Source organism: Variovorax sp. HJSM1_2 (assembly GCF_049316285.1).
GTDB lineage: Bacteria > Pseudomonadota > Gammaproteobacteria > Burkholderiales > Burkholderiaceae_C > Rhodoferax_B.
Window position 1 is genome coordinate 46,799 of the sequence record NZ_JBMOXA010000017.1, and the last position, 25,242, is coordinate 72,040.

The following is a 25,242-nucleotide window of genomic DNA, read 5'->3' on the forward strand; positions in this document are numbered from 1 at the left end:
GAGGCCAATTTGGCAAAAATTCCATTGGTGCCCTTAGGAGAAAACAAGCCCACATGATAGCGGGCTGATCTGCTCACAAGGCTTAGGCGCCGGCGCCTCTGAAATGGCGTGAAGACAGGCGCACCACCTCGGCCAGGAGTTGCTCCTGGCTCTGGCGTGTGCGCAGCCAGCGGGCGTCGTTGTGGTTGCGTGACACGTCGTTTTTCAGCAGCTGTATCGACTGCGTGGCGCCCACGGCTTGCGCGTGGCGCTCGATCTGGCCCATGGTGAACTGGATGTGGTCGCGCAGCGCCATGTGTTCGCCTGTGACCGGGTCCACATACACCGCGTCGAGTCCAAAGCGGCAGGCCTGGAAACGGTTGTAGGTGTAGACCAGGTAGTCGTCTTCATGCGGCGTAAACGGCTGGTCTTCTAAAAACCAGTGCGCCAGCGATTGCACGTAGCCGGCCAGTGCCGCGGCGCGCTCCACCGTGAGCGGTGTGTCGAACACGCGGATTTCAATCGTGCCGTATTCGGGTTTGGGGCGTATGTCCCAGTAAAAATCCTTCATGCTCTTGACCACGCCGGTGCGCGTCATCTTGTCGAAGAAGTTTTCGAACTCTGACCAATGCAGCACAAACGGCGCACGGCCCGAGAGCGGGAACGCAAACACCGAGTTGAGCCGTGCGGAGTCAAATGCCGTGTCCTGCCCCTGCACAAAAGGTGATGAAGCCGAAAGTGCAATGCAGTGTGGGATGTAGCGCGACATGCGATGCAGCATCAGCAGGGCGCTGTCGGCATCGGGGCAGCCAATGTGCACGTGTTGGCCAAAGATGGTGAACTGCTTGGACAGGTAGCCATACAGGTCTTCCAGCTCGCGAAAGCGTGGCTTGTCGTAGATACGCTGCTCATGCCACATCTGGAATGGATGGGTGCCGCCGCCGGTGACTGCAATGTTCAGCTTGTCAGCACTTTGCACCAGCGCGTCGCGCAGCGGTGTGAGTTGCGCCAACACGTCGCTGGCCGACTGGCAGACATCGGTGGAGATTTCGATCATGCTCGACGTCATCTCCGGCACCACACTGCCGGGCAGCTTGTGTTTGGCCATCAGGCGCAGCATGTCGTCGGCGTAGGGGGCGAGGTCGTAGTCGTTGGTGTTGACGAGTTGCAACTCCAACTCCACGCCCAATGACAACGCGGCCGATGGCTGAAAAGGGCCCAAACTCATGCCAGTTCTCCACGTTTGCTGTTGCTCGGTGTAACACCTATCCAGGGTTGCGCGGCTTCACCGGCACGCGTCAAGGCCACGGTGGCGACAAAACCGCCCAGTACTTCCATCAGCAGGATGGCAGGCAGGGCAATGGCGGTGAGTTGCATGGCCAGTGCGGGTGAGGCGGTGGCGAACACCGAGGTCAGCAGCAACGCCACGGACGACATGGGGGACATGGCACAGCCCACCCACAACGCCTGTTGTGGCTTGAGCCCGCTGCCAAAACTGGCCAGCGACACGGCCACGATTTTGGCCGCCGCACGCACCACCACCAGCGCCAGCGCGATGATCACGGCCGCGTGTTGCCACGGCGCCTGTGCCGCGGCGGTGGACACCAGCACAAACATCAGCATGGTGAGCATGGCGCCGGCGGTGCCCAGTTGGCGCGGCCAGATCCAGGGGCGTGGATGCAGTTGCTTGAGCAGCATGCCGGTCAGCAGCGCGGCCAGCGCGGCCGATCCACCGAGCGAGGCGGCACTGGCCGCACCGGCGGCAATCAGCGCCAGCAGCAGCATGGAGGTGTTTTCGCTGGTCGGGCTCATCACGCGCAAGGCAGAGCGCATGGCGAATGTGGCAATGGCCGCCACCATGATGGACATGCCGAACACCCGCACGATGGGGTACATGGTGGCCAGCCAGTCGGCGTGTGGTGTGTCCAGTCCGGCCATGGCCGTGCCCAGGGTCAGCGCGTACAAGGTGTTGAGTGTGGACAGCGTCAGCGCGCGTTCCGTGACCGGGCCCGAGGCCCTGGAATCCATCACCACACGTGTCAACACGGCGGGCGAGGCCACCATGGAGACGATGGCCAGGTTGCGTGACAGGCTGGGCTCCAGGCCGAAGCTGCTCAACAACCAATAAACGCCTGCAAACGTGGCTGCCGATTCCAATAGGCTTTGCACCAACACCATGGGGTTGTGGCGAAACCAGCGCAGCGAGATCCGTGCGCCGGCCTCGAACAGCACCACCGCCACGCCGAGTTCCAGCAAAAACAGACCATTGCCCTGCAGTGGCCAAACCACGCCGGTGAAGCCAAAAAAACCCGCGATGGCGCCCACCACAGAGTAGCCTGCCACCTTGGGCAGGCCGGTATAGCGGCGCACCAGATAACCCACCACGGCGGCCACCGCCAGCAACAGCGACCAGGCCACCGTGGCCGACCCGACAGTGGGCGCGGCACCCTCGCTCCAGAAGGCCAGGAATTCATTCATGCGGCGTGTCTCCAGGCGTGGGTGATGCCAGGCTGTTTTGCGAACGGTTGTACAAGGACTCGTCGCCAGGCACTCGCGGCGTGGTGGCGGGCAGTGGTGCGCTGGTGTGCAAGGCGTCGCCTTCGCGCAGTGCCGTCACCGGCAGCGGGTCGGCATCGAGTTTTTGTGAGCCCAATTGCGTCAACATGGCCCGCAAGCCGCCGTTGAGTTGTTGCAAGCCGACATCGTCGAGTTCATCGATCAGCGTTTTCAGCAGGCCACTGCCGCCGCCACGGCTTTGTGACAGCTGGGCTTGGGCCTGCGCCGTGGCGTGCAACAGCACGGTGCGCTGGTCTTTCTCCAGTCGTGTGCGCGTGACCAGTCCTGAGGCCACCAGGTGGCGCAGCATGTTGCTGATGGACGGCAGGCTTAGCCGCATCTTCGAGGCCAGCGAAGACACCGTGAGTCCGGGGTGTTGTGCCACCAGCGTCAAGGCGCGCACTTCGGCCGACGACAGGCCGGTGGCCTGTTCGAGTTGCCTATAGTCTTCCTGCGCGGCCCAGAAAAGGCTGCGCAAGGCTTTGAGGGCTTCAGCCTCCTGATCGCCACGCGGCGCCGCAACGGCGGCCGGTGCTGGCGCGGTGCTGGGCATTGGGCTGGATGAAGCCGGACCGGTAGAGGATGGTTTCATCGACGGTTTTACCGATTAAAAGTATTTGGATGGGCGGAACCATTCTAGGACCGCGTGGTCCTCGTATTTGCAGGCAAAGACCTACAAAACGTGTGCGCAAGCGGCCACCAGGGATTACCCTGGATCAAAGCGCGGCGACGCGGTTGATGGCTTGATTGGGGCGTCCGTCAGTCGCGTTGCCTGCGCTAGCGCTGCTTGGTGGGCAGCAGAAAGCTCAAGGGTTCGCGGCGCAGCCGTGCCCAGATCGCCGAGCGGATGCGCAGCCGGTCGGCTCGGCCTACGCTGTGGGCGCGCAGGGCCAGCCGAAACGCCAGGAAGAAGCTGACCAGCAGATTCAACAGGCCGATGAAGGGGATCGCCAGCAGGCACCACCACAGTTGCGGGTTGTCGAGTACATCCCAGCCCATGGCGGCCACCGCCGCGGCCAGTTGGCCGGTGGACAGCGTGACATGGCGCACGTCCAGGGGCAGGCCGAAAAAGGTGGCAAACGCCGGCACCAGGCCAAGCATCAGGCCCAGCGAGATGTTGGAGGCAAAGCCGGAAATGTTGGCGCGCAAAAAGGTCGACCAGCGGTCGGCACGTGTGTGGCCCAGCCAGCGCGTGATGCTCGGGTTGTAGCGCAGGGCCGAGTCCAGCCGGTGCAGCACAAACCAGTTTTCCGCCCAGCCGGCGATGATGCTGGCGGAGAACAGCAGCACACCCGTGAAGGCGGCAAACAGCAGCGCGCCGCCACGCACGTCCAGCGTGTCGAACACATGGTGTGCGGTTGTGGTGTCTATGAGCGCATGGCCGAAAAAATACTGCCATGCCGCACTGATGGCCAGCACCACCGGGAACACCGCCACCACGTTGCCCAGCACCGCCGCCACCTGTGATTTCACTAGGTAGGTCACTTCGTCGACGAAGGCGGAAACCGCCCCTGGCGTGGACAAGGTCTTGAGCTTTGCGGCCAGTGCCGGAGCCGTCATGGCCGGCTGCTTGGTGGCCAGCGTGCAGTGCAGCAGCTGTATCAGCACAAACGAGCCGGCATACATCATGGCCAGCCAGAAGCCGTTCCAGAACGCCGACAGCGCCAGGCCGGCCATCAGGAACTTCAGCAGCGTGGTCAGCCCCGTCAGCGCGCCGCCGCCGGCCGCCTTGCGCAGCATGCTGCGGTACTCGGCGCTGTCGCGGGTGATGTAGTGCACGCCGGTTTCGGCGCTGCGCTCGGTGACCTTGGCCGCCAGAAGTGTGGAGTTGGCTGCCACCAGCGCGCGCAGACTGCTGCGGTCGCGTCCCAGCAAAGCCATGCGTGCGACAAAACGCAGCGTCACCGGTCCGGCGCTGGCGGGCTGCAGCAGTTCCAGCAGTTCACGGATGCGCAGCACACGTTCGCGCATCTGCCGCAGGCGAAACACCATGCCGACCGAAATGCCGTTTTCTTCGAGATGGGTGTAGACCGACGCGGCGGCGTGCCGGCACGCGTCCAGCCGGGCGCGGAAGCGTTGGGTGACGCTGGGCAAGCCGGCTTCATCTTCTGGCGGCCGCTCCAGGGATTCGCGCAGCGCCTGCACATCCAGATCCAGCATATGGAAGGGCCGCGACTCCAGGGTCTTGGCATGCATGCGCAGGCGCAGTTCGGACGAGAACCCCGCGGCCTGCATCTGCGTGGTGCAGTAGGCGATGGCGTCGAGCACGGTGTTGCGCCCGGCCAGCGACAAATGGCCGGTCGAGCCGGTGAGCAGTGAAGCCAGGGCCGTGGCCTGTTCATCGGTCACGGCGCTGAGCCAGCGGGTGTCGTCGGCGTGGTTGAACACCAGCGAAAACAGCTCGCTGGCGTCTATGGTGTCGGGGGTACTGGGCAGCAGTTTGCGGCGCAGACGCTCGCCCACTTCGGTGATGAAGGCGGAGCGCGGGGCAAAGCCAAAGTCGGCCAGCAGGGTGGTGGCGTCGACGGACTCGAGTAAAGCGCGCCACCAGTCCTGCAGGCGTTGCGCCAGCGCAGCATCGGCCGAGACGGTGTTGATGAACAATTGCAGGCGCTGTGTGGCCAGTTCGGGTTCGGCCTTGGGGCCGCGTATCCAGGCCACCACCTGGATCAGCCAAAGGTTGCGCTGGGTCAGCGAGGCGTGCGCATCCAGCGCAGAGAAAAAAGTGCTTAGCGGATTTTGGCCTTGGGTCATGCGTAGGGGGAAATGTTCAGACGGCGCTCAATGCAGCACGCGGCTGCCGGATACGTCGGTGTGGTCGGTATGGGGGCGCTCATCGCTGCGCGCGGAGGCGTCCAGCACAAAGGCCGGGATAGGCGCCTCGAAGCGTTCGCCATCTTCGGCGACGCAGAAGTAATGGCCCTGCATGCTGCCCAGGCTGGTGCGTAAAACGCAGCCGCTGGTGTATTGAAAGGCTTCACCGGGTTTGAGCAGCGGCTGATGCCCGACCACACCCAGGCCCCTGACCTCCTGTATGCCGCCTTCCTGGTCGGTGATGTGCCAGTAGCGCGAGATCAACTGCGCGGCCACATCGCCGCGGTTGGTGATGGTGATGGTGTAGGCATAGGCGAAATGTGCGTGCGACGGGGCGGACTGCTCGGGCAGGTACGCCGAATGCACTTCAACGTCGAATTGGTATTTGGACATGGGTGCGCTCTCAGATGGGGACATCCTGCGAAAATGCAAGGCTAAGGGCAAGTGCAGGGCATCTGCACTTTTACCAGGGTCTGGTTGGGATTTTTGTAGGCGCGCGGCTCGGCTGCGTTTCGCGATGTGAAGAACCCGCCGGCATTAAAACGTCAATCCACGAGTATTTCATGACTACCCAATACCGCATCGCGCCGTCGATATTGTCGGCTGATTTCGCCCGCCTCGGCGACGAAGTTAAAAACGTCATCCAGGCCGGTGCCGACTGGATCCACTTTGACGTGATGGACAACCATTACGTGCCCAACCTGACCTTTGGGCCGATGATTTGCAGCGCGCTCAAGCCGCATGCCAAGCAGGCCGACGGCACAGCCGTGCCCATCGACGTGCATTTGATGGTGAAGCCGGTGGATGCATTGGCCGCCGCGTTTGCCGACGCGGGTGCCGACTTGATTAGCTTCCACCCCGAAGGCACCGAACACGTGCACCGCAGTGTGCAGGCCATCAAGGCCAAGGGCTGCAAGGCCGGGCTGGTGTTCAACCCGGCGACCAGCATGGATGTGCTGGACTGGGTGATCGACGACCTCGACCTGATCCTGATCATGAGTGTCAACCCCGGTTTTGGCGGCCAGAGTTTTATTGACTCGGCACTGCGCAAGGTCGAGCAGGCGCGCAAGCGCATCGACGCCAGCGGCCGCGACATTCGCCTGGAAGTGGACGGCGGCATCAAGATCGACAACATCGCCAGCGTGGCCTCGGCCGGCGCCGACACCTTTGTGGCCGGCAGTGCGATCTTCGGCAAGCCCGACTATGCGGCGGTGATCCGCAGCATGCGCGACGCGCTGGCCACCGTCTAAAACGCTAGATCGCTTTTAGCTCTCGGCGGCGTCGAGGTCTTCGGCTGCGGCGTACAAGGCTTCCAGCTTCATGACCCGCACGCCGCCGTATTCAATGCGGATGCTGCCGCGCGCCTGCAGCACGTTCAGTGCCTCGTTCACCCGCTGGCGCGACAAGCCCACCAGGTAAGCTAGCTCCTGTTGCGTGATGCGCAGCGTCTCGCCCACGCCGGGGTAGAGCACTGGGTTGAACAGCGAGGCCAGGCTCAGCGCCACGCGCACATCCGGGCTTTGCATGCGGTCGATGGCGCGTGCGGCGATGAACTGGCCCAGCCGTTCGTTGAGTTGGTCCATCATGAAGCGGTTGACGCTGATGGATTTGAATCCGGAGCGGAGAAACCATGCCTCGATCCGCAGATCGGGCAAAAACTCGCCCAGAGGAATTCATCCGGAAAATTTTAGGTATGGCTAAACATTCAGACTGGCGTCAGTTGTTGTTTGGAGGGCAATGGCGTTGATTTAGGCGACCGATACAACTAGGGTGTAGGCCGTCTATTGATAGTTGGGCGCCACCAGAATCGAAGGAGCCTCATGCTTACCGACGCTCAAATTGAGCAAGCTATTCAATCGTTGAAATTGAAAGATGCTCTTCACGAGCACAACGACTGTGTGCGTATTGCATACGCTTGGCTTGATGCACAAGTTAATACTCAAGGCGCAACTCGCACTACGAGGCCACTCAAGCATCTCATCGAGAAATGGGGTGGCCGGTATGTGTCGCAAAGCGATGTTGAGGTTGCTGCGCACCTGCATCCAAAGATCCGTGGAAAGTATCCGCACTACAACATTAGCTCCCGGCTAACGGAGCCATCGACCGAACGTCTTACTGGTGTCAGCGAAGCCTTCACTCAAGACTATCGCAGCGGACACGCACCAAAGAACTACAAGATCCATGAGTAGTTCAGTGCCAGTCCGCGTGACGCCCAACCCGTCATTTCAGCGGACTGCCTTCGGCAGCCGCTGAATTCCAACGTTAGACGTCACACAAATATTGGTCTATGCAGATCCACCACATGCATTACGCCGAGTACTTTCATCAGGTAGAGAAGTCGATAACGGACGTGATTCGCCGGTGTCATCCGAGTTCATGGGACGAGAATCACATCACCTTCTCGCTCTGCGACGAACTATTTCAACGGCATCAGTCTGTGAACCTCGAAGGCCTTGACAGGCCATTCAAGATCATCTGGGACTTCCGAAAACTTCGCCTTCCTGAAGAGACTGACTTCGGAGATATCGGTGTTCTCGTGCGGCTGACAACTTGGTCGAACGAGACTCTTGAAGGTATTGGCCTACTCGAAGCAAAGCGCCGCGACCTTGGAAAAGGTAGTTTCTCTTCTGCGAAGACTAGTCAACTGAAGAAGATCGTCTCAAAGGCCCCTAGCGCGCAACTGCTGCTTTACGACTACGAGAACGTCTCAGCGTGTATGGACAACTGGTCCGTTCAGTTTGAGGATTACTACTATCGCCGCCGCTATGGAGAAGTACTACCGTTCACGCATTGCGTGTGTCTGCCAGCGCGGACTGCCCTTCAGCAAGGTAAGTACACAACAGACCTACATAAGTTCGGCGTTCCCCTTTCATATCAGATTGTCAATCGTTTCTTTCGCGGCTTCGACTTAGAAACCGATGCCAAAGTTCTGGATAGAGTTAAGGGAAATATCGATAGGAACGGTGGGCCTAGAGTCCTAATCCTAGTTGGTATCTCATCAGGCAGCCAGGAGCCACAGTTGCCTGAAGTCAACGGTAATCGGTACATCGCCGCCGGTGATGTCTAGCCCTGCATTCCTGCGGACGCCTGACGACGCCGCTGAATTTGAACGTTAAACCAAAGAGCCGATCATGGACTACCACGCCTTAGTCGAAGACTTCGCGAATCGCACGCGTTCAAACCTGCTTGCTCTTCGCCGCCTACAGGAGAGTGGTGTGGAGATTTTTGAAGTTACGGCACTGGTCAACTCAATGCTGGGCTTGCTAGTGTTTCCACAACAGAGCTATGTGGATGCTCTGCCAGAGGTTCCTCTAGACGAACTTGAGCGGGAAGGCTGGCCGATTCCGAGACTTGATGGCAACTACCCTCAAGCCAAAAATCTCAAGCAACTCGTTCGCTATCTTCGCAACGCTGTTGCCCACTTCAATATGAAATTCAACGCGGGTAGCGACGGCCAAATTGCGGGACTAACCATCTGGAATACAGATCCCCGTAGCCACGCAGTCACTTGGAGAGCTAGCCTCACAGTCGAACAACTTGAGCGCATTGCCATGCAGTTTGTCGCCTTGCTTCTCAATGAGTCGGCGCTTGCGAAGCGCTACCCGGTCGCGCGGCCTTGAGGTTGCTTCGTATGCGGTCTAACCTTTCGTTCCAGCCGACGCCGAACGGTGCGGCTGAATGTAATCGTTACACCGAATGGCACTTATGCGTGATCTTCCTCTGCGATGCCCCTGCTGCAGGTTCCAGACGCTAGGCGAACGTGGCGGTTACGAAATTTGTGTCGTGTGTTTCTGGGAAGATGACGGTCAGGACGACGATGACGCAGACAAAGTACTCGGTGGGCCCAATGGCAATTTGAGCCTTACGGTGGGACGTGCCAACTACCGGGCGTTTGGCGCGTCTCGTCGGCAGGACCTTCCGCATGTTCGCCCACCATTGCCTGAGGAGATGCCAGATGCGGTCTAACAGTTCATTCCACCGGGCTGGCTGCGTCAACCGCTGAATTCATGCGTTGGGCCTCATAGCACCGCATCTGTTTTGGTCTTTGGTGCCAGGGTTTGTTTTTTTTCCGCTCCTCCGACGTCACCCAGCGAGGTTTGGCGTGGCTATCCGCCAGGAGCGGCAGGTGAGTTGGCGAAAAAGCTTTTGGCGTCATTCGGTCTGGGGTGAAACCACAGGGCCGTGGCGGGCAATTTCTCAAATGGGATACATGTTTCTTCGGCTCGATCCGCGGCATCGGCGGGACGATGACTTCACTAACCAGCATTACCCTCAGCCGCATCCGCAGCGCTGAGTAGCGCATCTAACCGCAGGACGCGAACACCCCCGTATTCGATACGGATGCTGCCTTGCTCCTGCAGCACATTCAGCGCCTCGTTCACCCGCTGGCGCGACAAACCCACCAGGTAGGCCAACTCTTGTTGTGTGATACGCAGCGTCTCGCCCACACCGGGGTAGAGCACCGGGTTGAACAGCGAGGCCAGGCTCAGTGCCACACGCACGTCGGGGCTTTGCATACGGTCGATGGCGCGCGCGGCAATGAACTGCCCTAAGCGTTCGTTCAACTGGTTCATCATGAAGCGGTTGAAACCAATCGAGTGGTCGAGCAGCCAGTGGAAGGTGTCTACCGGCAAACCGGCCACCGTGCTTTTGCGCAGCGCCTGGATGTTGTAGCGGTAGGGCTCGCGCTTGAGCGCCGTGCCCTCGCCAAACCAGCCGCCCGGTGGAATGCCGGTGAAGGTCATGGTTTGGCCGTGGGCGTTGTCGCTGCTCATCTTCAGCAAGCCATCAACCACACCAAACCAATAGGTCACCGGCCGGCCCACGCGGCACACGTAGTCGCCCGCCAAAGCATCACCCACCAGCAACTCCTGCAAAGCGCGTTCTCGCTCGGGTGGGTTCAATACCTTGAGCCACGGAATGTCGCGAATCTCGGCTGGGGTGGGCGGGCGCTTGCGTTGTGAAAGGGGTACTTCGGCGGCCGGCACAGGGCCACCTGGACGCGGGGGACGCTTGTCAGGGGCTTGTGGCGGGAAGGGTAATTCCGGGGGAGGGGTCACCCCTAAATTGTCGTCCAAATGACAACCTAACGTCAAAGTGGAATTTACAGTCGCCTCAAGACAACAGGTTGTGGATGGCGTTTTGTGCCAGCCGCGACCTGCCCACACCCAAGGAGACAGCATGCACACGACGTTTCCCGGACTCTTGCTCCGGCACGCGGCAGAGCGCCCTCAGGCGCCGGCCATGCGCGAAAAAGAGTACGGCATCTGGCAGGTCCACAGTTGGTCGCAAATGGCTACTCTGGTCGAGCATGTGGCCTGTGGTCTGGCGCAAGCCGGCCTCACGGCCGGGCAGCACATGGTGGTGATTGGTGCCAACCGCCCACGCTTGTACGCCACCATGCTGGCCGCGCAGTCGCTGGGCGCGATTCCGATTCCGCTGTACCAAGACGCTGTGGGTGCTGAATGTGTGTACCCCATCAACAACGCCGAAGTGTGTTTTGCGATGGTCGAAGACCAGGAGCAGGTCGACAAGCTGTTGGAGATCCGTACCCAATGCCCGCAACTCGGCACCATCGTTTTTGACGACCCGCGCGGCCTGCGCAACTACAACGAGCCCGGCTTGATGGCCATGGATACGCTGGTCGAACGTGGTCAGGCCTATGCCAAATCACACCCAGGCTTCTTCGCGGCGGCCGTAGAAAAAGTGCAGCCCGACGATGTGGCCGCCATGTTCTTCACCTCGGGCACCACCGGCAACCCCAAAGGTGTGGTGCACAGCCACCGCACCCTGCTTGACCGCGCTGCGGCCGGTGCCAGGTTCGACAAGCTCAGCGACTCTGAGGAAGTGTTGGCCTACATGCCGCTGGCGTGGATAGGGCAAAACATCTTCAGCTACGCGCAGTGGCTGAGTTGTGGTTATGTGGTGAACTGCCCCGAGAGTGCGGCCACCATCAACATCGACCTGAAGGAAATTGGCCCGACCTATTACTTCGCGCCACCGCGTGTGTTTGAAGGCCTGCTGACGGCGGTGATGATCCGTATGGAAGACGCGGGCGCCGTCAAGCGCAACATGTTTCGTGTGGCCATGGATCTGGCCAAACGTGTGGGCCCGGCCTTGATGGATGGCCAGCCTGTGGGCGCGCTGGACCGCTTGCTCTACGCCGCTGGCAACCTGATGGTCTATGGCCCGCTGCGCAACAGCCTGGGCTTCAACCGTGTGCGTGTGGCCTACACCGCTGGCGAGGCCATAGGGCCGGACCTGTTCACCTTCTACCGTTCCATAGGCATCAACCTCAAGCAGCTCTACGGCTCTACCGAGACCGCCGTGTTTGTGTGCCTGCAGCCCGACAACCAGGCGCGTGCCGACACCGTGGGCATTCCCATCGAAGGTGTGCAGATCAAGGTGGCGGAGAACGGCGAAATCCTGGTCAAGTCGGCCGGTTTGCTGAAGGGCTACTACAAGAACCCCACGGCTACCGCTGAAGTGTTGACCACCGATGGCTGGTACCACACCAGCGATGCCGGCTTTCTGGATGCCAGCGGCCATCTGAAGATCATAGACCGCGTGAAAGATGTGGGCCGCATCAAGGGTGGCGCCAACGACGGCGCGATGTTTGCGCCCAAGTACGTGGAGAACAAACTCAAGTTTTTTCCACACATCAAGGAAGTGGTGGCCTATGGCGATGGCCGCGACCGCGTGTGTGTGATGGTCAACATCGACTTCGACGCCGTGGGCAATTGGGCCGAGCGCCGCAACCTGCCGTATGCCGGATACACCGACCTGGCGCAAAAGCCCGAGGTTTATCAACTGGTGCAGGAGTGTATTGAAAAGGTCAATGCCGATCTGGCCAACGACGTCTTACTCGCTGGTTCACAGGTCAGCCGTTTCCTGGTGCTGCACAAAGAGCTGGACGCCGACGACGGTGAACTCACACGGACCAACAAGGTACGCCGTGGCTTCATTGCCGAGAAATACCAGCCCCTGGTGGATGCACTCTACGGTGGCAAGACCTCGCAGTACATCGAAACGGCAGTGAAATTTGAAGACGGCCGCAGTGGCAGCGTCAGCGCCACGCTGGCGATTGGCGACACCAAAACCTTTGCCCCCGTGAAAGCCGCAGCGTAAGCCCTATGAATGCCGTCACCGAGCCCTGGACCATGACCACCAACGCCCCTGTGGAAACACCGCCGTCCCAACACCGCCGCCAGTTCGGCGACGTGATTCTCGACGTGGCCAACATCTCGCTGCGCTTTGGCGGCGTGAACGCACTGACCGACATTTCGTTCAGTGTGCGCGAACACGAGATCCGCGCCATCATCGGTCCCAACGGTGCAGGCAAAAGCTCCATGCTCAACTGCATCAATGGCGTGTATGCGCCGCAGGACGGCAAGATCACCTTTCGTGGCAAGACCTTCAGCCACATGAACAGCCACCAGGTGGCGCAGATGGGCGTGGGCCGCACCTTCCAGAACCTGGCCTTGTTCAAGGGCATGAGTGTGCTGGACAACATCATGTCCGGCCGCAATCTGAAGATCAAAAGCAATCTGTTCTGGCAAGCGCTGCGCATAGGACCGGCGGAGCGCGAAGAGATCCGTCACCGTGAAGTGGTGGAACGCATCATCGACTTTCTGGAGATCCAGGCCTACCGCAAAACGCCCGTGGGCCAGTTGCCCTACGGCCTGCAGAAACGCGTGGACCTGGGCCGTGCCTTGGCCATGGAGCCGCAGGTTTTGCTGCTCGACGAGCCCATGGCTGGCATGAACGTTGAAGAGAAACAAGACATGTGCCGCTTCGTGCTCGACGTGAACGACGAATTCGGCACCACCGTGGTGTTGATCGAGCATGACATGGGCGTGGTGATGGACATCAGCGACCGTGTGGTGGTGCTCGACTACGGCAAGAAGATCGGTGACGGCACACCCGAAGAAGTGCGCAACAACCCCGACGTGATCCGCGCCTATCTCGGCACCTCACACTAAGGACCACAGCCATGGCATTTTTTCTGGAAACATTGCTCGGCGGCCTGATGGCCGGCATGTTGTATTCGCTGGTGGCGCTGGGTTTTGTGTTGATCTACAAGGCTTCCGGCGTGTTCAACTTTGCGCAGGGTGCGATGGTGCTGTTTGCCGCGCTGGCGATGGCGCGGTTTGCCCAATGGATTCCCGAGTGGACCGGCCTGAGTTCGATCTGGTTGGCCAACGTGCTGGCGTTTGCCGTGGCCGGTGTGATCATGTTCGCCGTGGCTTGGTTGATTGAAAAGCTGGTGCTGCGCCATCTGGTGAACCAAGAGGGCGCCACGCTGCTCATGGCCACGTTAGGCATTACCTACTTTCTGGAAGGTCTGGGTCAAACACTGTTTGGCAGCAGCATCTACAAGATCGACATCGGCATGCCCAAAGACCCTATCTTTGTGCTTGAAGGTGTGTTCCAGGGTGGGGTGCTGATCAACCCGGAAGACGTGATTGCCGCCGCCATCGCTGCGGCCTTGGTGGTCGGGCTGAGCATCTTCTTCCAGAAAACCATCACCGGCCGTGCGCTGCGCGCCGTAGCCGACGACCACCAGGCCGCGCAGTCCATTGGCATTCCGCTGAACCACATCTGGGTGGTGGTGTGGTGTGTTGCCGGCATGGTCGCGCTGGTGGCCGGGATGATCTGGGGCAGCAAGCTGGGCGTGCAGTTTTCGCTCACCACGGTGGCGCTGCGTGCGCTGCCGGTGGTGATCCTGGGCGGGCTCACTTCGGTGCCGGGCGCCATCATAGGTGGCTTGATCATAGGGGTAGGCGAGAAGCTTTCCGAGGTCTACCTGGGCCCGTTGGTCGGCGGAGGTATCGAGATCTGGTTTGCGTATGTGCTGGCGCTCGGCTTCCTTCTTATTCGCCCCCAAGGTCTCTTTGGCGAAAAAATCATTGACCGGGTTTAGACCTATGAACACCCCCAGTCTTCGCGCACTTCGTGTCGCTATGCCAACCCCCTTGCAGGGGGCAACACTTGCGGCCTGGCAAAGCCAGTTTTGCAGTGTTTGCCTGCCAAGCGAGCGTTAACTTCTATAGGCGCCTGAAATGCTTTACAGAGAAAACGGCCAATTTAAGTCCAGCTACCGTGCGGACCAGCAGATCTTCGCCATCACGCAAGACCGCTGGGCCATGCTGGCGCTGTTGGCGCTGGCCTTCATCGTGGTGCCGGCGTTCGCCAGCGACTACCTGTTTCGCGCCATCTTGATCCCCTTCCTCATCATGGCGCTGGCCGCGCTGGGTGTGAACATCCTGGTGGGTTACTGCGGGCAGATCTCGCTGGGCTCGGGCGCCTTCATGGCGGTGGGTGCCTACGGCGCCTATAACTTCTTTGTGCGGGTGCCGGGCATGCCGCTGATCCCGGCGTTGATCTTGGGTGGCCTGTGTGCCACGGCGTTCGGCATTTTGTTCGGCCTGCCAAGCCTGCGTGTGAAGGGGCTTTATCTGGCGGTGGCCACACTGGCCGCGCAGTTCTTCAGCGACTGGATGTTCCTGCGCATCAAGTGGTTTGTGAACGACTCACCCTCGGGCTCGATCTCGGTCAACGGTCTGCAGGTGTTTGGCTTGCCGATTGAGAGCGCGCAGAGCAAATACCTGTTCTGCCTGGTGCTTTTGGCCGTGATTGCGCTGCTGGCCAAGAACCTGGTGCGGGGCGCCATTGGCCGCGAGTGGATGGCCATTCGCGACATGGACGTGGCGGCCGCCGTGATCGGCATCCGCCCCATGTATGCCAAGCTCACCGCGTTTGCGGTCAGCTCGTTCATTGTGGGTGTCGCCGGTGCCTTATGGGGCTTTGTGCACCTGGGTGCGTGGGAGCCTGCGGCGTTTTCGGTCGACCAGTCATTTCGCCTGCTGTTCATGGTCATCATCGGTGGCCTGGGCTCGATTGCCGGGGCGTTTTTTGGCGCGGCCTTCATCATTGTGCTGCCGGTGGTGTTGAGCCAGTTGCTGCCGGCCATTGCCTCGATTTTTGGCGTGGAGGTTTCCACCGCCACGGTTTCACACGCGGAGTTGATGGTGTTTGGCGCTTTGATCGTGTGGTTCCTGATCGTCGAGCCCCATGGCCTGGCCAAGTTGTGGTCTATCGGTCGGCAGAAGCTGCGCATCTGGCCGTTCCCGCATTGATTTTCTGTCGCGCATCACATCTGTTTCGGGGTTGGTTCTAAACACAAGGAGAGAGACAAATGAAGCTTCAACACGTACGCAAAATGGTGCTGGCCATGACGGCTGTCGCGGCCGGTGCATCGGCCATGCTCAGCACATCGGCCTGGGCACAGGCCAAAGAGCAGTTCTTCCCGCTGCTGTCGTACCGCACCGGGCCGTATGCGCCCAATGGTGTGCCATGGGCCAACGGCAAGCAGGACTATCTGAAAATGGTCAACGCGCGCGACGGTGGCATCAACGGTGTGAAGCTCACCTATGAAGAGTGCGAAACCGGCTACGCCACGGACCGTGGTGTGGAGTGTTATGAACGCCTGAAGAGCCGCCCCGGCGTGGCGCTGTTTGATCCGCAGGCCACTGGCATCACCTTTGCGCTGACCGAGAAGGCACCTGTCGACAAGGTGCCGCTGCTCACCCTGGGCTATGGACTGTCGGTGGCGCAAGACGGTATGGCCTTCAAGTGGAACTTCCCGTTGATGGGCAGCTACTGGACTGGCGCCGACATCCTGATCCAGCATTTGGGCAAGAAGGAAGGTGGCCTGGACAAGCTCAAGGGCAAGAAGATCACGCTGGTCTACCACGACTCACCGTTTGGCAAAGAGCCGATTCCGCTGCTGCAAGAGCGCGCCAAGATGCATGGTTTTGACCTGCAGATGATTCCGGTCACGGCGCCCGGCGTGGAGCAAAAATCCGCCTGGCTGCAAGTGCGCCAAAGCCGCCCCGACTATGTGTTGCTGTGGGGCTGGGGCGTGATGAACTCCACCGCGCTGAAGGAAGCCCAAGCCACGGGTTATCCACGCGACAAGATGTATGGTGTGTGGTGGGCCGGTGCCGAGCCGGATGTGAAAGACGTGGGTGAAGGCGCCAAGGGCTACAACGCGCTGGCGCTCAACACCTCGGGCACACAACCCAAGGTCATTCAAGACATCCTGAAGTATGTACACGACAAGGGCCAAGGCACGGGGCCCAAGGATGAAGTGGGCTCGGTGCTGTACACGCGCGGCGTGATCATCCAGATGCTGTCGATCGAAGCCGTGCGCCGCGCGCAGGAGCGTTTTGGCAAGGGCAAGGTCATGACCGGTGAGCAAGTGCGCTGGGGACTGGAAAACCTGGCGCTGGACCAGAAGCGTCTGGACGAGTTGGGCCTGGCCGGCGTGATGCGCCCGCTCAGCACCTCGTGTGCCGACCACATGGGTTCGACCTGGGCACGTGTGCAGACCTGGGATGGCCAGAAGTGGAGCTTCAGCTCTGACTTCATGCAGGCCGACGAGCAGATCTTGAAGCCCATGGTGAAAGCCGGTGCCGAGAAGTATCTGGGCGACAAGAAGATGACGCGCCGCGAAGTGGCGGACTGCCAGAGCTAAGGAGCAGCCCCGAGACGCTGACCTGCCTGCCCCCTTCTCTCCTGGCGCATTGCGCAGATGGAAGAGGGGAAGGGGGATACCAGCAGCGCGGCGGGGCGACCCTTGCGTGGTGGCCCCGGCCTGGGGTGCACCCGCAGTCCTTCGACTGGCACAGCGAAAGCAACACATGGAATCACCAAACATCGTTCTCAACGTCAACGGCATCGAGGTCATCTACAACCACGTGATCCTGGTGCTCAAAGGCGTGTCGTTGCGTGTGCCCGAGGGCGGCATCGTGGCGCTGCTCGGTGGCAACGGCGCGGGCAAGACCACCACGCTGCGTGCCATCTCCAACCTGCTCAAGGGTGAACGCGGCGAGGTCACCAAGGGGTCAATCGAACTGCGTGGCGACCGCATTGAAAATCTGAGTCCGGCCGATTTGGTGCGGCGTGGCGTGGTGCAGGTGATGGAAGGGCGGCATTGTTTTGCCCACCTCACGATCGAGGAAAACCTGCTCACCGGCTCCTACACACGCACCAGCAAAGGCGAAATCGCGGCCAATCTGGACAAGGTCTACAACTACTTTCCGCGGCTGAAAACGCGGCGCACCTCGCAGGCGGCCTACACCTCTGGCGGTGAGCAGCAAATGTGCGCCATTGGCCGCGCCATCATGTCCAACCCGAGCATGGTGCTGCTCGATGAACCTTCCATGGGCCTGGCGCCGCAGATCGTGGAAGAAGTGTTCAACATCGTCCAGGACCTGAACAAAAAGGAGAAAGTGACCTTTTTGCTGGCCGAGCAAAACACCAGCATGGCGCTGCGTTACGCCGACTACGGCTACATCCTGGAGAGTGGACGCATCGTGATGGATGGAGCCGCCAGCGACCTGGCCAGCAACGAAGACGTGAAAGAGTTTTACCTGGGTGTGGGCAGTGGTGAACGCAAGAGTTTCCGAGATGCCAAAAGTTATAAACGCCGCAAACGCTGGCTCGCCTGAGGTAAAGCGCATGACTGCTTTTTACGACAACCTGGAGGCGCGCTCGCCCAGCCAACGCGCAGCGGAGCAGATGTCTGCACTGCGCCAGCAACTGGTGCACGCACAGATGGAAACCGCTGCGTTTGCCGAGATCCTGCGCGGCGTAGATCCTTATCAAATCGATTCGCGTGCGGCGCTGGCGCAGTTGCCGGTGACGCGCAAATACGAACTGCTGGCGCGCCAGCAAGCGCAGCGCGCCGAGGGCGTGGGCTCGGCGGGTTATCCATTCGGCGGCTTCAGCGCCATTGGCTTTGGCTCGGCCATGCCACGCATCTTTGCCAGCCCCGGCACCATCTACGAACCCGAGGGCACACGGCGCGACTATTGGCGCATGGCACGAGCCATGTATGCGGCTGGTTTTAGGCCGGGCGAGTTGATCCACAACTGCTTCAGCTACCACTTCGTGCCCGCCGGGTCGATGATGGAAACCGGCGCCCATGCCCTGGGCTGCACGGTGTTTGCGGGCGGCACCGGCCAGACCGAGCAGCAGGTGCAGGTCATGGCCGATCTGGCCCCGGCGGGCTACATAGGCACGCCCAGCTTCTTGAAAATCATCCTGGAGAAAGCGGCCGAGATGCAGCGGCCATTGCCGTCGGTCACCAAGGCGCTGGTCTCGGGTGAGGCATGTCCGCCCTCGCTGCGCGACTGGTTTGCCAGCCAGGGTGTGGCCGCCTACCAGTGTTATGCCTCGGCCGACCTGGGGCTGATCGCCTACGAGACCAGTGCGCGCGAAGGCCTGGTGCTGGACGAGGGGGTGGTGGTGGAAATTGTGCGTCCCGGCACCGGCGACCCCGTGCCCGACGGTGAGGTGGGTGAACTGGTGGTGACCACGCTGAATGCCGACTACCCGTTGATCCGTTTTGGCACGGGTGATTTGTCGGCGATCCTGCCGGGGGCTTGCCCGACCGGCCGCACCAATACGCGTATCAAGGGCTGGATGGGCCGTGCCGACCAAACCACCAAGGTGCGTGGCATGTTTGTGCATCCGGGCCAGGTGGCGGAAGTTTTGAAGCGTTTTCCCGAAGCCCTGCGTGCACGCTTGGTTGTGGCCGGTGAAATGGCCAACGACAGCATGACGCTGCATGTAGAGGTGCCAGCGGCCACGGACGGTTTGGGTGAGCGTATTGGCGAAGCCATTCGTGATGTGACCAAGCTGCGTGGCGACGTGGTGTTTGTTACACCCGGAAGCCTGCCCAACGACGGCCGTGTGATCGAAGACGCGCGCAGCTACAAATGAGATCAGTGCTCAGCAATCTTTCGGTGTTGCAGGTGCTATTTAAAAGCTAGCTTGACGCGCTTTTCCAGAGCGGTATGTGGCGATGATTTTCTTAAATCGCCCCATTAAATGTGCGGCCTTTCTTTAGGTAAATCCCTCGGGTGTAGCGACAGCCGTGCGGGCTAATATCGCGCCACATTTATAGGGAGCGTTACTCATGAAAAAACTAGCAGCTATTGCCTTGGCAACCTTGTCTTTCTGTGCCGTGTCATCGGTGCAGGCCGCCGATTACCCCACCAAGCCCATCAGCATCGTGGTGCCGTTCGCCGCCGGTGGCCCCACCGACCGTGTGGCCCGAGACTTGGCCGAAGCCCTGCGCAAGCAATTCGGTGGCGTGAGCATTCTGGTGGACAACGTGGCGGGCGCTGGCAGCTCCATCGGTTCGGCCAAGGTGGCGCGGGCCGCACCCGACGGCTACACCCTGCTGTTGAACCACATTGCCATGTCGACCATGCCTGGCCTGGTGCGCAACCTGCCGTTCAAGGTCGAGTCCGACTTTGAATACCTGGGCATCGTCAATGACGTGCCCATGACCTTGATCGCCAAACCCACCATGGCGGCGAATAACTTCGCCGAACTGCAAACCTGGATCACCGCCAATAAGGGCAAGATCAACTTGGGTAATGCGGGTGTGGGCTCGGCTTCGCATCTGTGTGGCCTGTTGTTCCAAAGCGCCCTGGCGTCCGACATGACCCCCGTGCCCTACAAAGGCACGGCGCCGGCGATTGCCGACCTGATTGGCGGCCAGATCGACCTGCTGTGTGACCAGACCACCAACACCACGGGCCAGATCGAAGGCAAGAAGGTCAAGGCCTATGCCGTGACCACCGCCAAGCGCCTGACCACGCCCGCACTGAAAGACTTGCCTACGATGCAAGAGGCCGGCGTAAAGGGTTTTGAGGTCACCATCTGGCACGGCCTGTATGCGCCCAAGGGCACGCCAGCCGATGTCCTGACCAAGGTGAACACGGCACTCAAGGCCGCGATGAAGGACCCTGAGTTCATCAAGAAGCAGGAAGGCCTGGGCGCAGTGGTGACTACCGACAAACGTGTGGAGCCTGCCGAGCACAAGAAATTCGTCGCTGCAGAAATTGCCAAGTGGACGCCCATCATCAAGGCCGCAGGCGTTTACGCTGACTAAGATAAAGACTGACAGCGGGGCATTGCGCTAGGCGCAATGTGACCCAAACGCCCGTCTCAAAGCCCCTGTGCCCTGGCCAGGGGCTTTTTTTTGCCTCATCGCGCATCGTGGCGTGTGGGCTTCGCTTGACGCCACGCTGATCAAGCGCGCGGGTAAGCCCTGAGCGGGAAACTCCGAGGCCTGAAGTTGGTAACGTTCGTTACGATTTTGTGGGTCTATCCACAACCAGGGGTTCACCCATTTCGCCGTGACAACAGCCACTGAAGCCTCAATTTGTATTGCCTTGTACCGCAGCATGGTACGTATCCGCGCCTTTGAAAATGCCGCCGAGATTGCCAGCCAGGGCGGGGTGAGTGCCTATGGTCAAAGTGCCGGGGGCACGGCCAAGGTGCGCGGCCCGCTGCATTTGTCCACCGGCCAGGAGGCGGTACCGGCTGGTGTGTGTGCACATCTGCGAGCCAGTGACTACCTCACCTCCACCCACCGTGGCCATGGCCACACGCTGGCCAAAGGAGCCGACCTCACACGCATGATGTGTGAGCTGTTTGGCAAGGCGAGCGGCTTCAACGGTGGCAAGGGCGGCTCCATGCACATCGCTGATTTTTCAGTCGGCATGCTGGGTGCCAACGGTGTGGTGGCGGCTGGCTTGCCGATTGCGGTGGGCGCGGCCCATGCGCAAAAGCTGCAGGCGCGGGACGCGATTACCGTATGTTTTTTTGGCGACGGCGCGATCAACCGTGGCCCGTTTCTCGAGGCCCTGAACTGGGCGCGTGTCTACGACCTGCCGGTGCTGTTCGTCTGTGAGGACAACCGCTGGAGCGCCACCACCGCCAGCGGGCCGATGACCGCCGGTGAGGGTGCCTCGGCACGCGCCATCAGCCTGGGCATTCCCGCAACACCCGTGGACGGCAACGACGTGATGGCGGTGTACCGAGCCGCCGCATCAGTGGTGCAGGCGGTGCGCGCCGGGGGCGGCCCGCAGTTGCTGCACGCGCTCACCTACCGCGTGAAAGGCCATGTGTCGGTAGACCCAGCGGCTTACCGCGACCCTGCCGAATTACAAGCGGCTTTGTTGACCGATCCGATTGCGCGTGCACGTGCCGCATGGCAAGCCGCGGGCCGCGACCCGGCTGTCTGTGAACAGCTCGAGGCTGAAGCCCAAGCCGAAGTCGCGGCCGCCTTGGCCGTTGCCGCCGACGCGCCTTGGCCGGCCGCCGAAGACGCCTACAGCGACGTTCAAACCACCGGAGCCGGCACATGGTACTGAGCACAGAAACACTGTCCTATGCACAAGCCGCCGCACTGGCCGTGCAGCATGAAATGCAGGCCGACCCGAATGTCGTGGTGCTTGGCGAGGATGTTGGCCGTGGCGGCATCTTTGGCCAGTACAAAGGCCTGCAACAGCGCTTCGGGGCCGATCGTGTGATCGATACACCCATCAGTGAAGCCGCCATCATGGGCGCCGGTGTGGGCATGGCGCTGGCCGGCTTGCGCCCCGTGGTGGAGATGCGCGTGGTCGATTTCGCGCTGTGTGGCATGGACGAGATCGTCAACCAGGCGGCCAAGAACCGCTTCATGTTTGGCGGTCAGGGGCGTGTGCCGCTGGTGGCGCGTATGCCCAACGGCATCTGGGATGCCTCGGCAGGGCAACACTCGCAGTCGCTCGAAGCCTGGTTTGCACACCTGCCGGGTGTGGCCGTGGTCTGCCCATCGACCCCGCAAGACAACTATTCACTGTTGCGCGCGGCCATGCAATCGGGCGACCCGGTGGTCTACATGGAGCACAAAACCTTGTGGGGCAGCAGCGGCGAAGTGCAGACCGGCTTGCATATCCCGCTGGGTCTGGCCGCACGTCGCCACACCGGTAGCGACCTGACCTTGGTGAGCTGGGGCAAACAAGCGCTGGTGTGTGAACAGGCCTGTGTGGCGTTGGCCGCACTCGGCGTGCAGGTGGACTGCCTGGACCTGCGCACCATCTGGCCATGGGACCGCGCCACGGTGCTCGAATCCACTGCGCGCACCGGCCGCTTGCTGGTGGTGCATGAGGCGGTGCAGGCCGGTGGTTTTGGTGCCGAGATTGCGGCCACCGCGGCCGAAGCCACGGGCTGCCGCATCAAACGCCTGGGGGCGCCGCGCATCCCGGTGGGTTATGCGCCGGTGCTGGAGGCGCAGTCGCGGGTGACGCTGGAGATGGTGGTGGCCGAGGCCCGTGCTCTGGCCGACGTGGTGTGATGACCAGAGTCAAGTTGCCGCACACCGCCGCCCCCGCTGCGGATGCTTCGGTGTTCTTCAAGCTGGTCCGCGTGGTCAACCTGACCGCGCGGCCGTTTCAGGAGAGTGTGGGGCGGCAGTATCAACTGACGCTGAACGAATGGCGTGTGCTGGCGGTGTTGGCGGTGTTGGCGCAGCATGCGGATGTCACGGCCATGGCCGTGGCCGATCTCACGGGTCTGGACAAGATGTCGGTGAGCCGCGCGCTGCGTGGGCTGGCGCGACGTGGCCGCCTGCAAACACAGACGCTGGAGAGCGACTTGCGCAAGCGCCAGCTCCAAGTCACACCTGCAGGGCGCGCATTGTTCATGGAGGTGTGGCCGCTGGCGCAGCAGCGCGAGGCCGCGCTGTTTGCAGATTTACCTGCGGCCGAGCTGGCGCAACTCGGCGCAGTGCTCGACAAGCTGGTGGTTTCAGTGCGCAGCCAGCGCTAGGGGCTAGGCCACGCCGGGTTTTCCATCTTTGCCGCTGGCCGCGCTGCCTTTAAAAGTGCAGGCAATCACAAGGAGAGCCCCGCATGCCGTCACATCGTTCCCGGTCCCACACGCGCCGCCAACTGTTGCTGGGCGCTGCCAGCCTGGCCACCGCAACGCTGCTGCCCAGCTTCGCTTGGGGCCAAAGCGCCTGGCCCAGCAAGCCGGTGAAGATCGTTGTACCGTTTCCGCCTGGCGGCACCACCGACATCCTGGCGCGTGCCATGGCACAAGAGTTGACACGTGCGTTCAACCAGCCGTTTGTGGTCGACAACCGGGCCGGCGCGGGCGGCAATATCGGATCCGAGTTGGTGGCCAAGTCGCCGCCCGACGGTTACACGCTGTTGATGGGCACGGTGGGCACCCATGGCATCAACAAGGCGCTGTACGACAAGCTGGGCTTCGACCCGGTGAAGGACTTCGCCCCCGTCACCCTGGTGGCCGGTGTGCCGAACGTGATGGTGGTGAATGCCGAGAAGGCCAAGGCCATGGGCATTGAAAACGTGGCCGACTTCATTCGTTATGCCAAGGCACATCCGGGCAAGCTGAACATGGCGTCCAGCGGCAACGGCACGTCCATCCACATGGCCGGTGAGTTGTTCAAGGCCATGACGGGCATCTATATGACGCACTTCCCCTACCGTGGCTCGGGGCCGGCTTTGATGGACATGGTGGGGGGCACCATGGATGTGATGTTCGACAACCTGCCGTCGTCCATGCAGCAGATCAAGGCCGGCAAACTCAAGGCCCTGGCCGTGACCAGCGCGCAGCGCTCCGCCGCGCTGCCCGATGTGCCGACGGTGGAAGAGGCGGGTGGGCCGGCACTCAAAGGTTTTGAGGCCAGCTCGTGGTTTGGTTTGCTGGCGCCTGCGGGTACGCCGCCCGACATCGTCAACGCCGTGCAGCGCGAGGTGGCCAAGGCGATGGCCACGCCAGCGGTCAAGGAAAAGATGCTGGCGCAGGGCGCGATCCCCAGTGGCAACACGCCGCAGGAGTTTGCGCAACTGATCGACTCGGAACTGAAGAAATGGGCGCCGGTGGTGAAGACCTCAGGCGCTAAAGTTGACTGACCCCCAGTCTGCGCGCACTGCGTGTCGCTGCGCCAACCCCCTTGCAGGGGGCAACACCGGTGGCCCGGCGAAGCCGGCTCCACGGTGTTCTGGACTGGCGAGCCGTGTTTAAAGCGCTGGCTTACTTTGTTTTGACGAAGGTGTCGCGCGCTGTCACCGCCAGGTCGGTGTAGTTGGAGAACATGCCGTCCATGCCCATGTCGAGATACTTCTTGTACTCGGCGGCGGCCAGGGTGGCATCGGCTTGGGCGAAGGTCCAGCCGTGCACCTTCAGGCCGGCGGCGTGGGCCTGGTCGATGTAGGCCTTGGTGATGGGGTAGGTGGAGACGTTGATGACCAGACCAATGCCCGCCACAAACTGCGCCGCTTCCTGCAAGGTCAGCAGGGTCGGCGTTGCGCCGGTGATCACGGCCACGCGGGCCACGTTGTCGCTGCCCATGACGGCTGCACCCAACAGGATTTGTGGGAATTGTGTACCTTTCGCCAAGCTCTTGGTGCGCATGCTGCGCAACGTGGCGTCGCTGAACGACTGCACGAACAGCTTGCTGGTGCTGCTGTACTGGTACTTGATCAGTGTGCTGAGAATCGCGTCTTCCATCGCCGGGTCGGCTTGCTTGGCCTCGGGGTAGACACCAACACGCGTGTTTTGGCGGCTCAGGCGCTCGACCAGGTCCAGCACTTCTTCAAAGGTCGGCACGGTCCAGGGTGAAACACTGCTGGGCGTGAACCCGGAGTAGCTGGTTTTGCCGGTGCCGGTGGGTTGCACCGTCAGTGTTTTGATTTCGGCCAGCGTGAAGTCGGCCACCTTGTAAGCGTTGTTGCGCTTGGCGAACAGCGTCGCGACGTTGGTGGTGCGCTCCAGCGTGTCGTCGTGTATCGCCACCAGCGCGCCGTCCTTGCTGAGTTGCAGGTCGGGCTCGATGAAGTCTGCACCCAGGCGCACGGCCAGTTCATAACCCCCCAGGGTGTGTTCGGGCAGGTAGCCGCTGGCGCCGCGGTGGGCGATCACCAGGGGCTGGGTGCTGACGTAGTTTGTGTTGTTATTGGTCTCACTGCCACCGCCGCAGGCGGTAAGACCTGCGGCAGCGAGCAAAGCGATCAAGGCCAT

Annotated in this window: 24 protein-coding genes and 1 pseudogene; 17 read left to right on the forward strand and 8 right to left on the reverse strand. The window is 61.3% G+C overall.

Annotation, left to right across the window (positions count from 1 at the left end):
• Positions 1-82: 82 nt before the first annotated feature.
• The 5 genes from ACFQ95_RS17785 to apaG all read right to left on the reverse strand — a co-directional run bounded on the left by ACFQ95_RS17785 (position 83) and on the right by apaG (position 5,742).
• Entirely contained in the window at positions 83-1,207 is a 1,125-nt protein-coding gene (locus tag ACFQ95_RS17785; protein ID WP_422833092.1) for a YbdK family carboxylate-amine ligase, read from the reverse strand.
• Entirely contained in the window at positions 1,204-2,457 is a 1,254-nt protein-coding gene (locus ACFQ95_RS17790; RefSeq protein WP_422833094.1) for a cation:proton antiporter, read from the reverse strand. Before ACFQ95_RS17790 ends, ACFQ95_RS17785 begins: the two co-directional genes overlap by 4 nt.
• Positions 2,450-3,127, reverse strand: a complete 678-nt coding sequence (locus tag ACFQ95_RS17795) for a MarR family winged helix-turn-helix transcriptional regulator (RefSeq protein ID WP_422833096.1) — start codon at positions 3,125-3,127, stop codon at positions 2,450-2,452. The genes ACFQ95_RS17790 and ACFQ95_RS17795 overlap by 8 nt, the downstream gene beginning before the upstream one ends.
• Positions 3,128-3,312: 185 nt before the next feature.
• Positions 3,313-5,289, reverse strand: coding sequence for a site-specific recombinase (locus ACFQ95_RS17800; RefSeq protein WP_422833098.1), 1,977 nt, complete (start codon positions 5,287-5,289; stop codon positions 3,313-3,315).
• Positions 5,290-5,316: 27 nt separating this feature from the next.
• Complete coding sequence (gene apaG / locus ACFQ95_RS17805; RefSeq protein ID WP_422833099.1) at positions 5,317-5,742, reverse strand: Co2+/Mg2+ efflux protein ApaG; 426 nt, start codon at positions 5,740-5,742, stop codon at positions 5,317-5,319.
• A gap of 170 nt (positions 5,743-5,912) precedes the next feature.
• Between apaG and rpe the strand changes: the two genes are divergently transcribed.
• Positions 5,913-6,599 carry a ribulose-phosphate 3-epimerase gene (gene rpe / locus ACFQ95_RS17810; RefSeq protein ID WP_422833101.1) on the forward strand — a complete coding sequence of 229 codons (687 nt, stop codon included), beginning with the start codon at positions 5,913-5,915 and terminating at the stop codon, positions 6,597-6,599.
• Between the two features lie 15 nt (positions 6,600-6,614).
• Here rpe and ACFQ95_RS17815 read toward each other — a convergent pair.
• Positions 6,615-6,956, reverse strand: a pseudogene (locus ACFQ95_RS17815) (Crp/Fnr family transcriptional regulator); the annotation flags it as partial.
• A gap of 213 nt (positions 6,957-7,169) precedes the next feature.
• Between ACFQ95_RS17815 and ACFQ95_RS17820 the strand changes: the two are divergent.
• From ACFQ95_RS17820 to ACFQ95_RS17835, 4 genes are all read left to right on the forward strand, one after another.
• Positions 7,170-7,538 (forward strand): hypothetical protein, encoded by a 369-nt coding sequence (locus ACFQ95_RS17820; RefSeq protein ID WP_422833102.1) that lies wholly within the window; start codon positions 7,170-7,172, stop codon positions 7,536-7,538.
• Between the two features lie 98 nt (positions 7,539-7,636).
• Positions 7,637-8,416 carry a hypothetical protein gene (locus ACFQ95_RS17825; RefSeq protein WP_422833104.1) on the forward strand — a complete coding sequence of 260 codons (780 nt, stop codon included), beginning with the start codon at positions 7,637-7,639 and terminating at the stop codon, positions 8,414-8,416.
• 64 nt (positions 8,417-8,480) lie between these two features.
• The gene (locus ACFQ95_RS17830; RefSeq protein ID WP_422833106.1) at positions 8,481-8,969 is read left to right on the forward strand and encodes a HEPN family nuclease; all 489 of its coding nucleotides are present in this window, start codon (positions 8,481-8,483) and stop codon (positions 8,967-8,969) included.
• 85 nt (positions 8,970-9,054) lie between these two features.
• A complete protein-coding gene (locus ACFQ95_RS17835) occupies positions 9,055-9,315 on the forward strand; it encodes a CPCC family cysteine-rich protein (protein ID WP_422833108.1) in 261 nt (86 codons plus the stop codon).
• A gap of 290 nt (positions 9,316-9,605) precedes the next feature.
• Here the strand turns inward: ACFQ95_RS17835 and ACFQ95_RS17840 are convergent, their stop codons facing one another.
• Complete coding sequence (locus ACFQ95_RS17840; RefSeq protein ID WP_422833109.1) at positions 9,606-10,337, reverse strand: Crp/Fnr family transcriptional regulator; 732 nt, start codon at positions 10,335-10,337, stop codon at positions 9,606-9,608.
• Between the two features lie 193 nt (positions 10,338-10,530).
• On the opposite strand from ACFQ95_RS17840, the gene ACFQ95_RS17845 reads away from it, so the two are divergent.
• From ACFQ95_RS17845 to ACFQ95_RS17900, 12 genes are all read left to right on the forward strand, one after another.
• Positions 10,531-12,477 carry an AMP-dependent synthetase/ligase gene (locus ACFQ95_RS17845; RefSeq protein WP_422833110.1) on the forward strand — a complete coding sequence of 649 codons (1,947 nt, stop codon included), beginning with the start codon at positions 10,531-10,533 and terminating at the stop codon, positions 12,475-12,477.
• Positions 12,478-12,509: 32 nt separating this feature from the next.
• Entirely contained in the window at positions 12,510-13,331 is an 822-nt protein-coding gene (locus tag ACFQ95_RS17850; protein ID WP_422833177.1) for an ABC transporter ATP-binding protein, read from the forward strand.
• A gap of 11 nt (positions 13,332-13,342) precedes the next feature.
• The gene (locus ACFQ95_RS17855) at positions 13,343-14,272 is read left to right on the forward strand and encodes a branched-chain amino acid ABC transporter permease (protein WP_422833112.1); all 930 of its coding nucleotides are present in this window, start codon (positions 13,343-13,345) and stop codon (positions 14,270-14,272) included.
• 139 nt (positions 14,273-14,411) lie between these two features.
• On the forward strand, positions 14,412-15,488 hold the full coding sequence (locus tag ACFQ95_RS17860) for a branched-chain amino acid ABC transporter permease (RefSeq protein ID WP_422833113.1): 1,077 nt from the start codon (positions 14,412-14,414) through the stop codon (positions 15,486-15,488).
• 83 nt (positions 15,489-15,571) lie between these two features.
• Complete coding sequence (locus ACFQ95_RS17865) at positions 15,572-16,888, forward strand: ABC transporter substrate-binding protein (RefSeq protein WP_422833179.1); 1,317 nt, start codon at positions 15,572-15,574, stop codon at positions 16,886-16,888.
• A gap of 166 nt (positions 16,889-17,054) precedes the next feature.
• A complete protein-coding gene (locus ACFQ95_RS17870; RefSeq protein ID WP_422833114.1) occupies positions 17,055-17,864 on the forward strand; it encodes an ABC transporter ATP-binding protein in 810 nt (269 codons plus the stop codon).
• A gap of 10 nt (positions 17,865-17,874) precedes the next feature.
• Entirely contained in the window at positions 17,875-19,140 is a 1,266-nt protein-coding gene (locus ACFQ95_RS17875) for a phenylacetate--CoA ligase family protein (protein ID WP_422833115.1), read from the forward strand.
• A 196-nt stretch (positions 19,141-19,336) separates the two neighbouring features.
• A complete protein-coding gene (locus tag ACFQ95_RS17880) occupies positions 19,337-20,320 on the forward strand; it encodes a tripartite tricarboxylate transporter substrate-binding protein (protein ID WP_422833117.1) in 984 nt (327 codons plus the stop codon).
• 295 nt (positions 20,321-20,615) lie between these two features.
• Positions 20,616-21,587, forward strand: a complete 972-nt coding sequence (locus ACFQ95_RS17885; protein ID WP_422833181.1) for a thiamine pyrophosphate-dependent dehydrogenase E1 component subunit alpha — start codon at positions 20,616-20,618, stop codon at positions 21,585-21,587.
• Positions 21,578-22,552, forward strand: a complete 975-nt coding sequence (locus ACFQ95_RS17890) for an alpha-ketoacid dehydrogenase subunit beta (protein WP_422833118.1) — start codon at positions 21,578-21,580, stop codon at positions 22,550-22,552. Before ACFQ95_RS17885 ends, ACFQ95_RS17890 begins: the two co-directional genes overlap by 10 nt.
• Positions 22,552-23,025 (forward strand): MarR family winged helix-turn-helix transcriptional regulator, encoded by a 474-nt coding sequence (locus tag ACFQ95_RS17895; protein ID WP_422833119.1) that lies wholly within the window; start codon positions 22,552-22,554, stop codon positions 23,023-23,025. Before ACFQ95_RS17890 ends, ACFQ95_RS17895 begins: the two co-directional genes overlap by 1 nt.
• An 83-nt stretch (positions 23,026-23,108) precedes the next feature.
• The gene (locus ACFQ95_RS17900) at positions 23,109-24,134 is read left to right on the forward strand and encodes a Bug family tripartite tricarboxylate transporter substrate binding protein (RefSeq protein WP_422833121.1); all 1,026 of its coding nucleotides are present in this window, start codon (positions 23,109-23,111) and stop codon (positions 24,132-24,134) included.
• Positions 24,135-24,255: 121 nt separating this feature from the next.
• Here the strand turns inward: ACFQ95_RS17900 and ACFQ95_RS17905 are convergent, their stop codons facing one another.
• Positions 24,256-25,242 carry a glycerophosphodiester phosphodiesterase family protein gene (locus tag ACFQ95_RS17905; RefSeq protein ID WP_422833123.1) on the reverse strand — a complete coding sequence of 329 codons (987 nt, stop codon included), beginning with the start codon at positions 25,240-25,242 and terminating at the stop codon, positions 24,256-24,258.

What these genes read in the sequence shown, in the direction of transcription:
- ACFQ95_RS17855 (WP_422833112.1), top strand. Translation starts at nt 13,343, where the DNA reads ATGGCATTTTTTCTGGAAACATTGCTCGGCGGCCTGATGGCCGGCATG.
- ACFQ95_RS17890 (WP_422833118.1), top strand. Translation starts at nt 21,578, where the DNA reads ATGGTACTGAGCACAGAAACACTGTCCTATGCACAAGCCGCCGCACTG.
- ACFQ95_RS17905 (WP_422833123.1), bottom strand. Translation starts at nt 25,242, where the DNA reads ATGGCCTTGATCGCTTTGCTCGCTGCCGCAGGTCTTACCGCCTGCGGC.
- ACFQ95_RS17895 (WP_422833119.1), top strand. Translation starts at nt 22,552, where the DNA reads ATGACCAGAGTCAAGTTGCCGCACACCGCCGCCCCCGCTGCGGATGCT.
- ACFQ95_RS17885 (WP_422833181.1), top strand. Translation starts at nt 20,616, where the DNA reads ATGGTACGTATCCGCGCCTTTGAAAATGCCGCCGAGATTGCCAGCCAG.
- ACFQ95_RS17820 (WP_422833102.1), top strand. Translation starts at nt 7,170, where the DNA reads ATGCTTACCGACGCTCAAATTGAGCAAGCTATTCAATCGTTGAAATTG.
- ACFQ95_RS17865 (WP_422833179.1), top strand. Translation starts at nt 15,572, where the DNA reads ATGGTGCTGGCCATGACGGCTGTCGCGGCCGGTGCATCGGCCATGCTC.
- rpe (WP_422833101.1), top strand. Translation starts at nt 5,913, where the DNA reads ATGACTACCCAATACCGCATCGCGCCGTCGATATTGTCGGCTGATTTC.
- ACFQ95_RS17875 (WP_422833115.1), top strand. Translation starts at nt 17,875, where the DNA reads ATGACTGCTTTTTACGACAACCTGGAGGCGCGCTCGCCCAGCCAACGC.
- ACFQ95_RS17825 (WP_422833104.1), top strand. Translation starts at nt 7,637, where the DNA reads ATGCAGATCCACCACATGCATTACGCCGAGTACTTTCATCAGGTAGAG.
- ACFQ95_RS17880 (WP_422833117.1), top strand. Translation starts at nt 19,337, where the DNA reads ATGAAAAAACTAGCAGCTATTGCCTTGGCAACCTTGTCTTTCTGTGCC.
- ACFQ95_RS17800 (WP_422833098.1), bottom strand. Translation starts at nt 5,289, where the DNA reads ATGACCCAAGGCCAAAATCCGCTAAGCACTTTTTTCTCTGCGCTGGAT.
- ACFQ95_RS17845 (WP_422833110.1), top strand. Translation starts at nt 10,531, where the DNA reads ATGCACACGACGTTTCCCGGACTCTTGCTCCGGCACGCGGCAGAGCGC.
- ACFQ95_RS17830 (WP_422833106.1), top strand. Translation starts at nt 8,481, where the DNA reads ATGGACTACCACGCCTTAGTCGAAGACTTCGCGAATCGCACGCGTTCA.
- apaG (WP_422833099.1), bottom strand. Translation starts at nt 5,742, where the DNA reads ATGTCCAAATACCAATTCGACGTTGAAGTGCATTCGGCGTACCTGCCC.
- ACFQ95_RS17850 (WP_422833177.1), top strand. Translation starts at nt 12,510, where the DNA reads ATGACCACCAACGCCCCTGTGGAAACACCGCCGTCCCAACACCGCCGC.
- ACFQ95_RS17790 (WP_422833094.1), bottom strand. Translation starts at nt 2,457, where the DNA reads ATGAATGAATTCCTGGCCTTCTGGAGCGAGGGTGCCGCGCCCACTGTC.
- ACFQ95_RS17870 (WP_422833114.1), top strand. Translation starts at nt 17,055, where the DNA reads ATGGAATCACCAAACATCGTTCTCAACGTCAACGGCATCGAGGTCATC.
- ACFQ95_RS17795 (WP_422833096.1), bottom strand. Translation starts at nt 3,127, where the DNA reads ATGAAACCATCCTCTACCGGTCCGGCTTCATCCAGCCCAATGCCCAGC.
- ACFQ95_RS17785 (WP_422833092.1), bottom strand. Translation starts at nt 1,207, where the DNA reads ATGAGTTTGGGCCCTTTTCAGCCATCGGCCGCGTTGTCATTGGGCGTG.
- ACFQ95_RS17860 (WP_422833113.1), top strand. Translation starts at nt 14,412, where the DNA reads ATGCTTTACAGAGAAAACGGCCAATTTAAGTCCAGCTACCGTGCGGAC.
- ACFQ95_RS17900 (WP_422833121.1), top strand. Translation starts at nt 23,109, where the DNA reads ATGCCGTCACATCGTTCCCGGTCCCACACGCGCCGCCAACTGTTGCTG.
- ACFQ95_RS17835 (WP_422833108.1), top strand. Translation starts at nt 9,055, where the DNA reads ATGCGTGATCTTCCTCTGCGATGCCCCTGCTGCAGGTTCCAGACGCTA.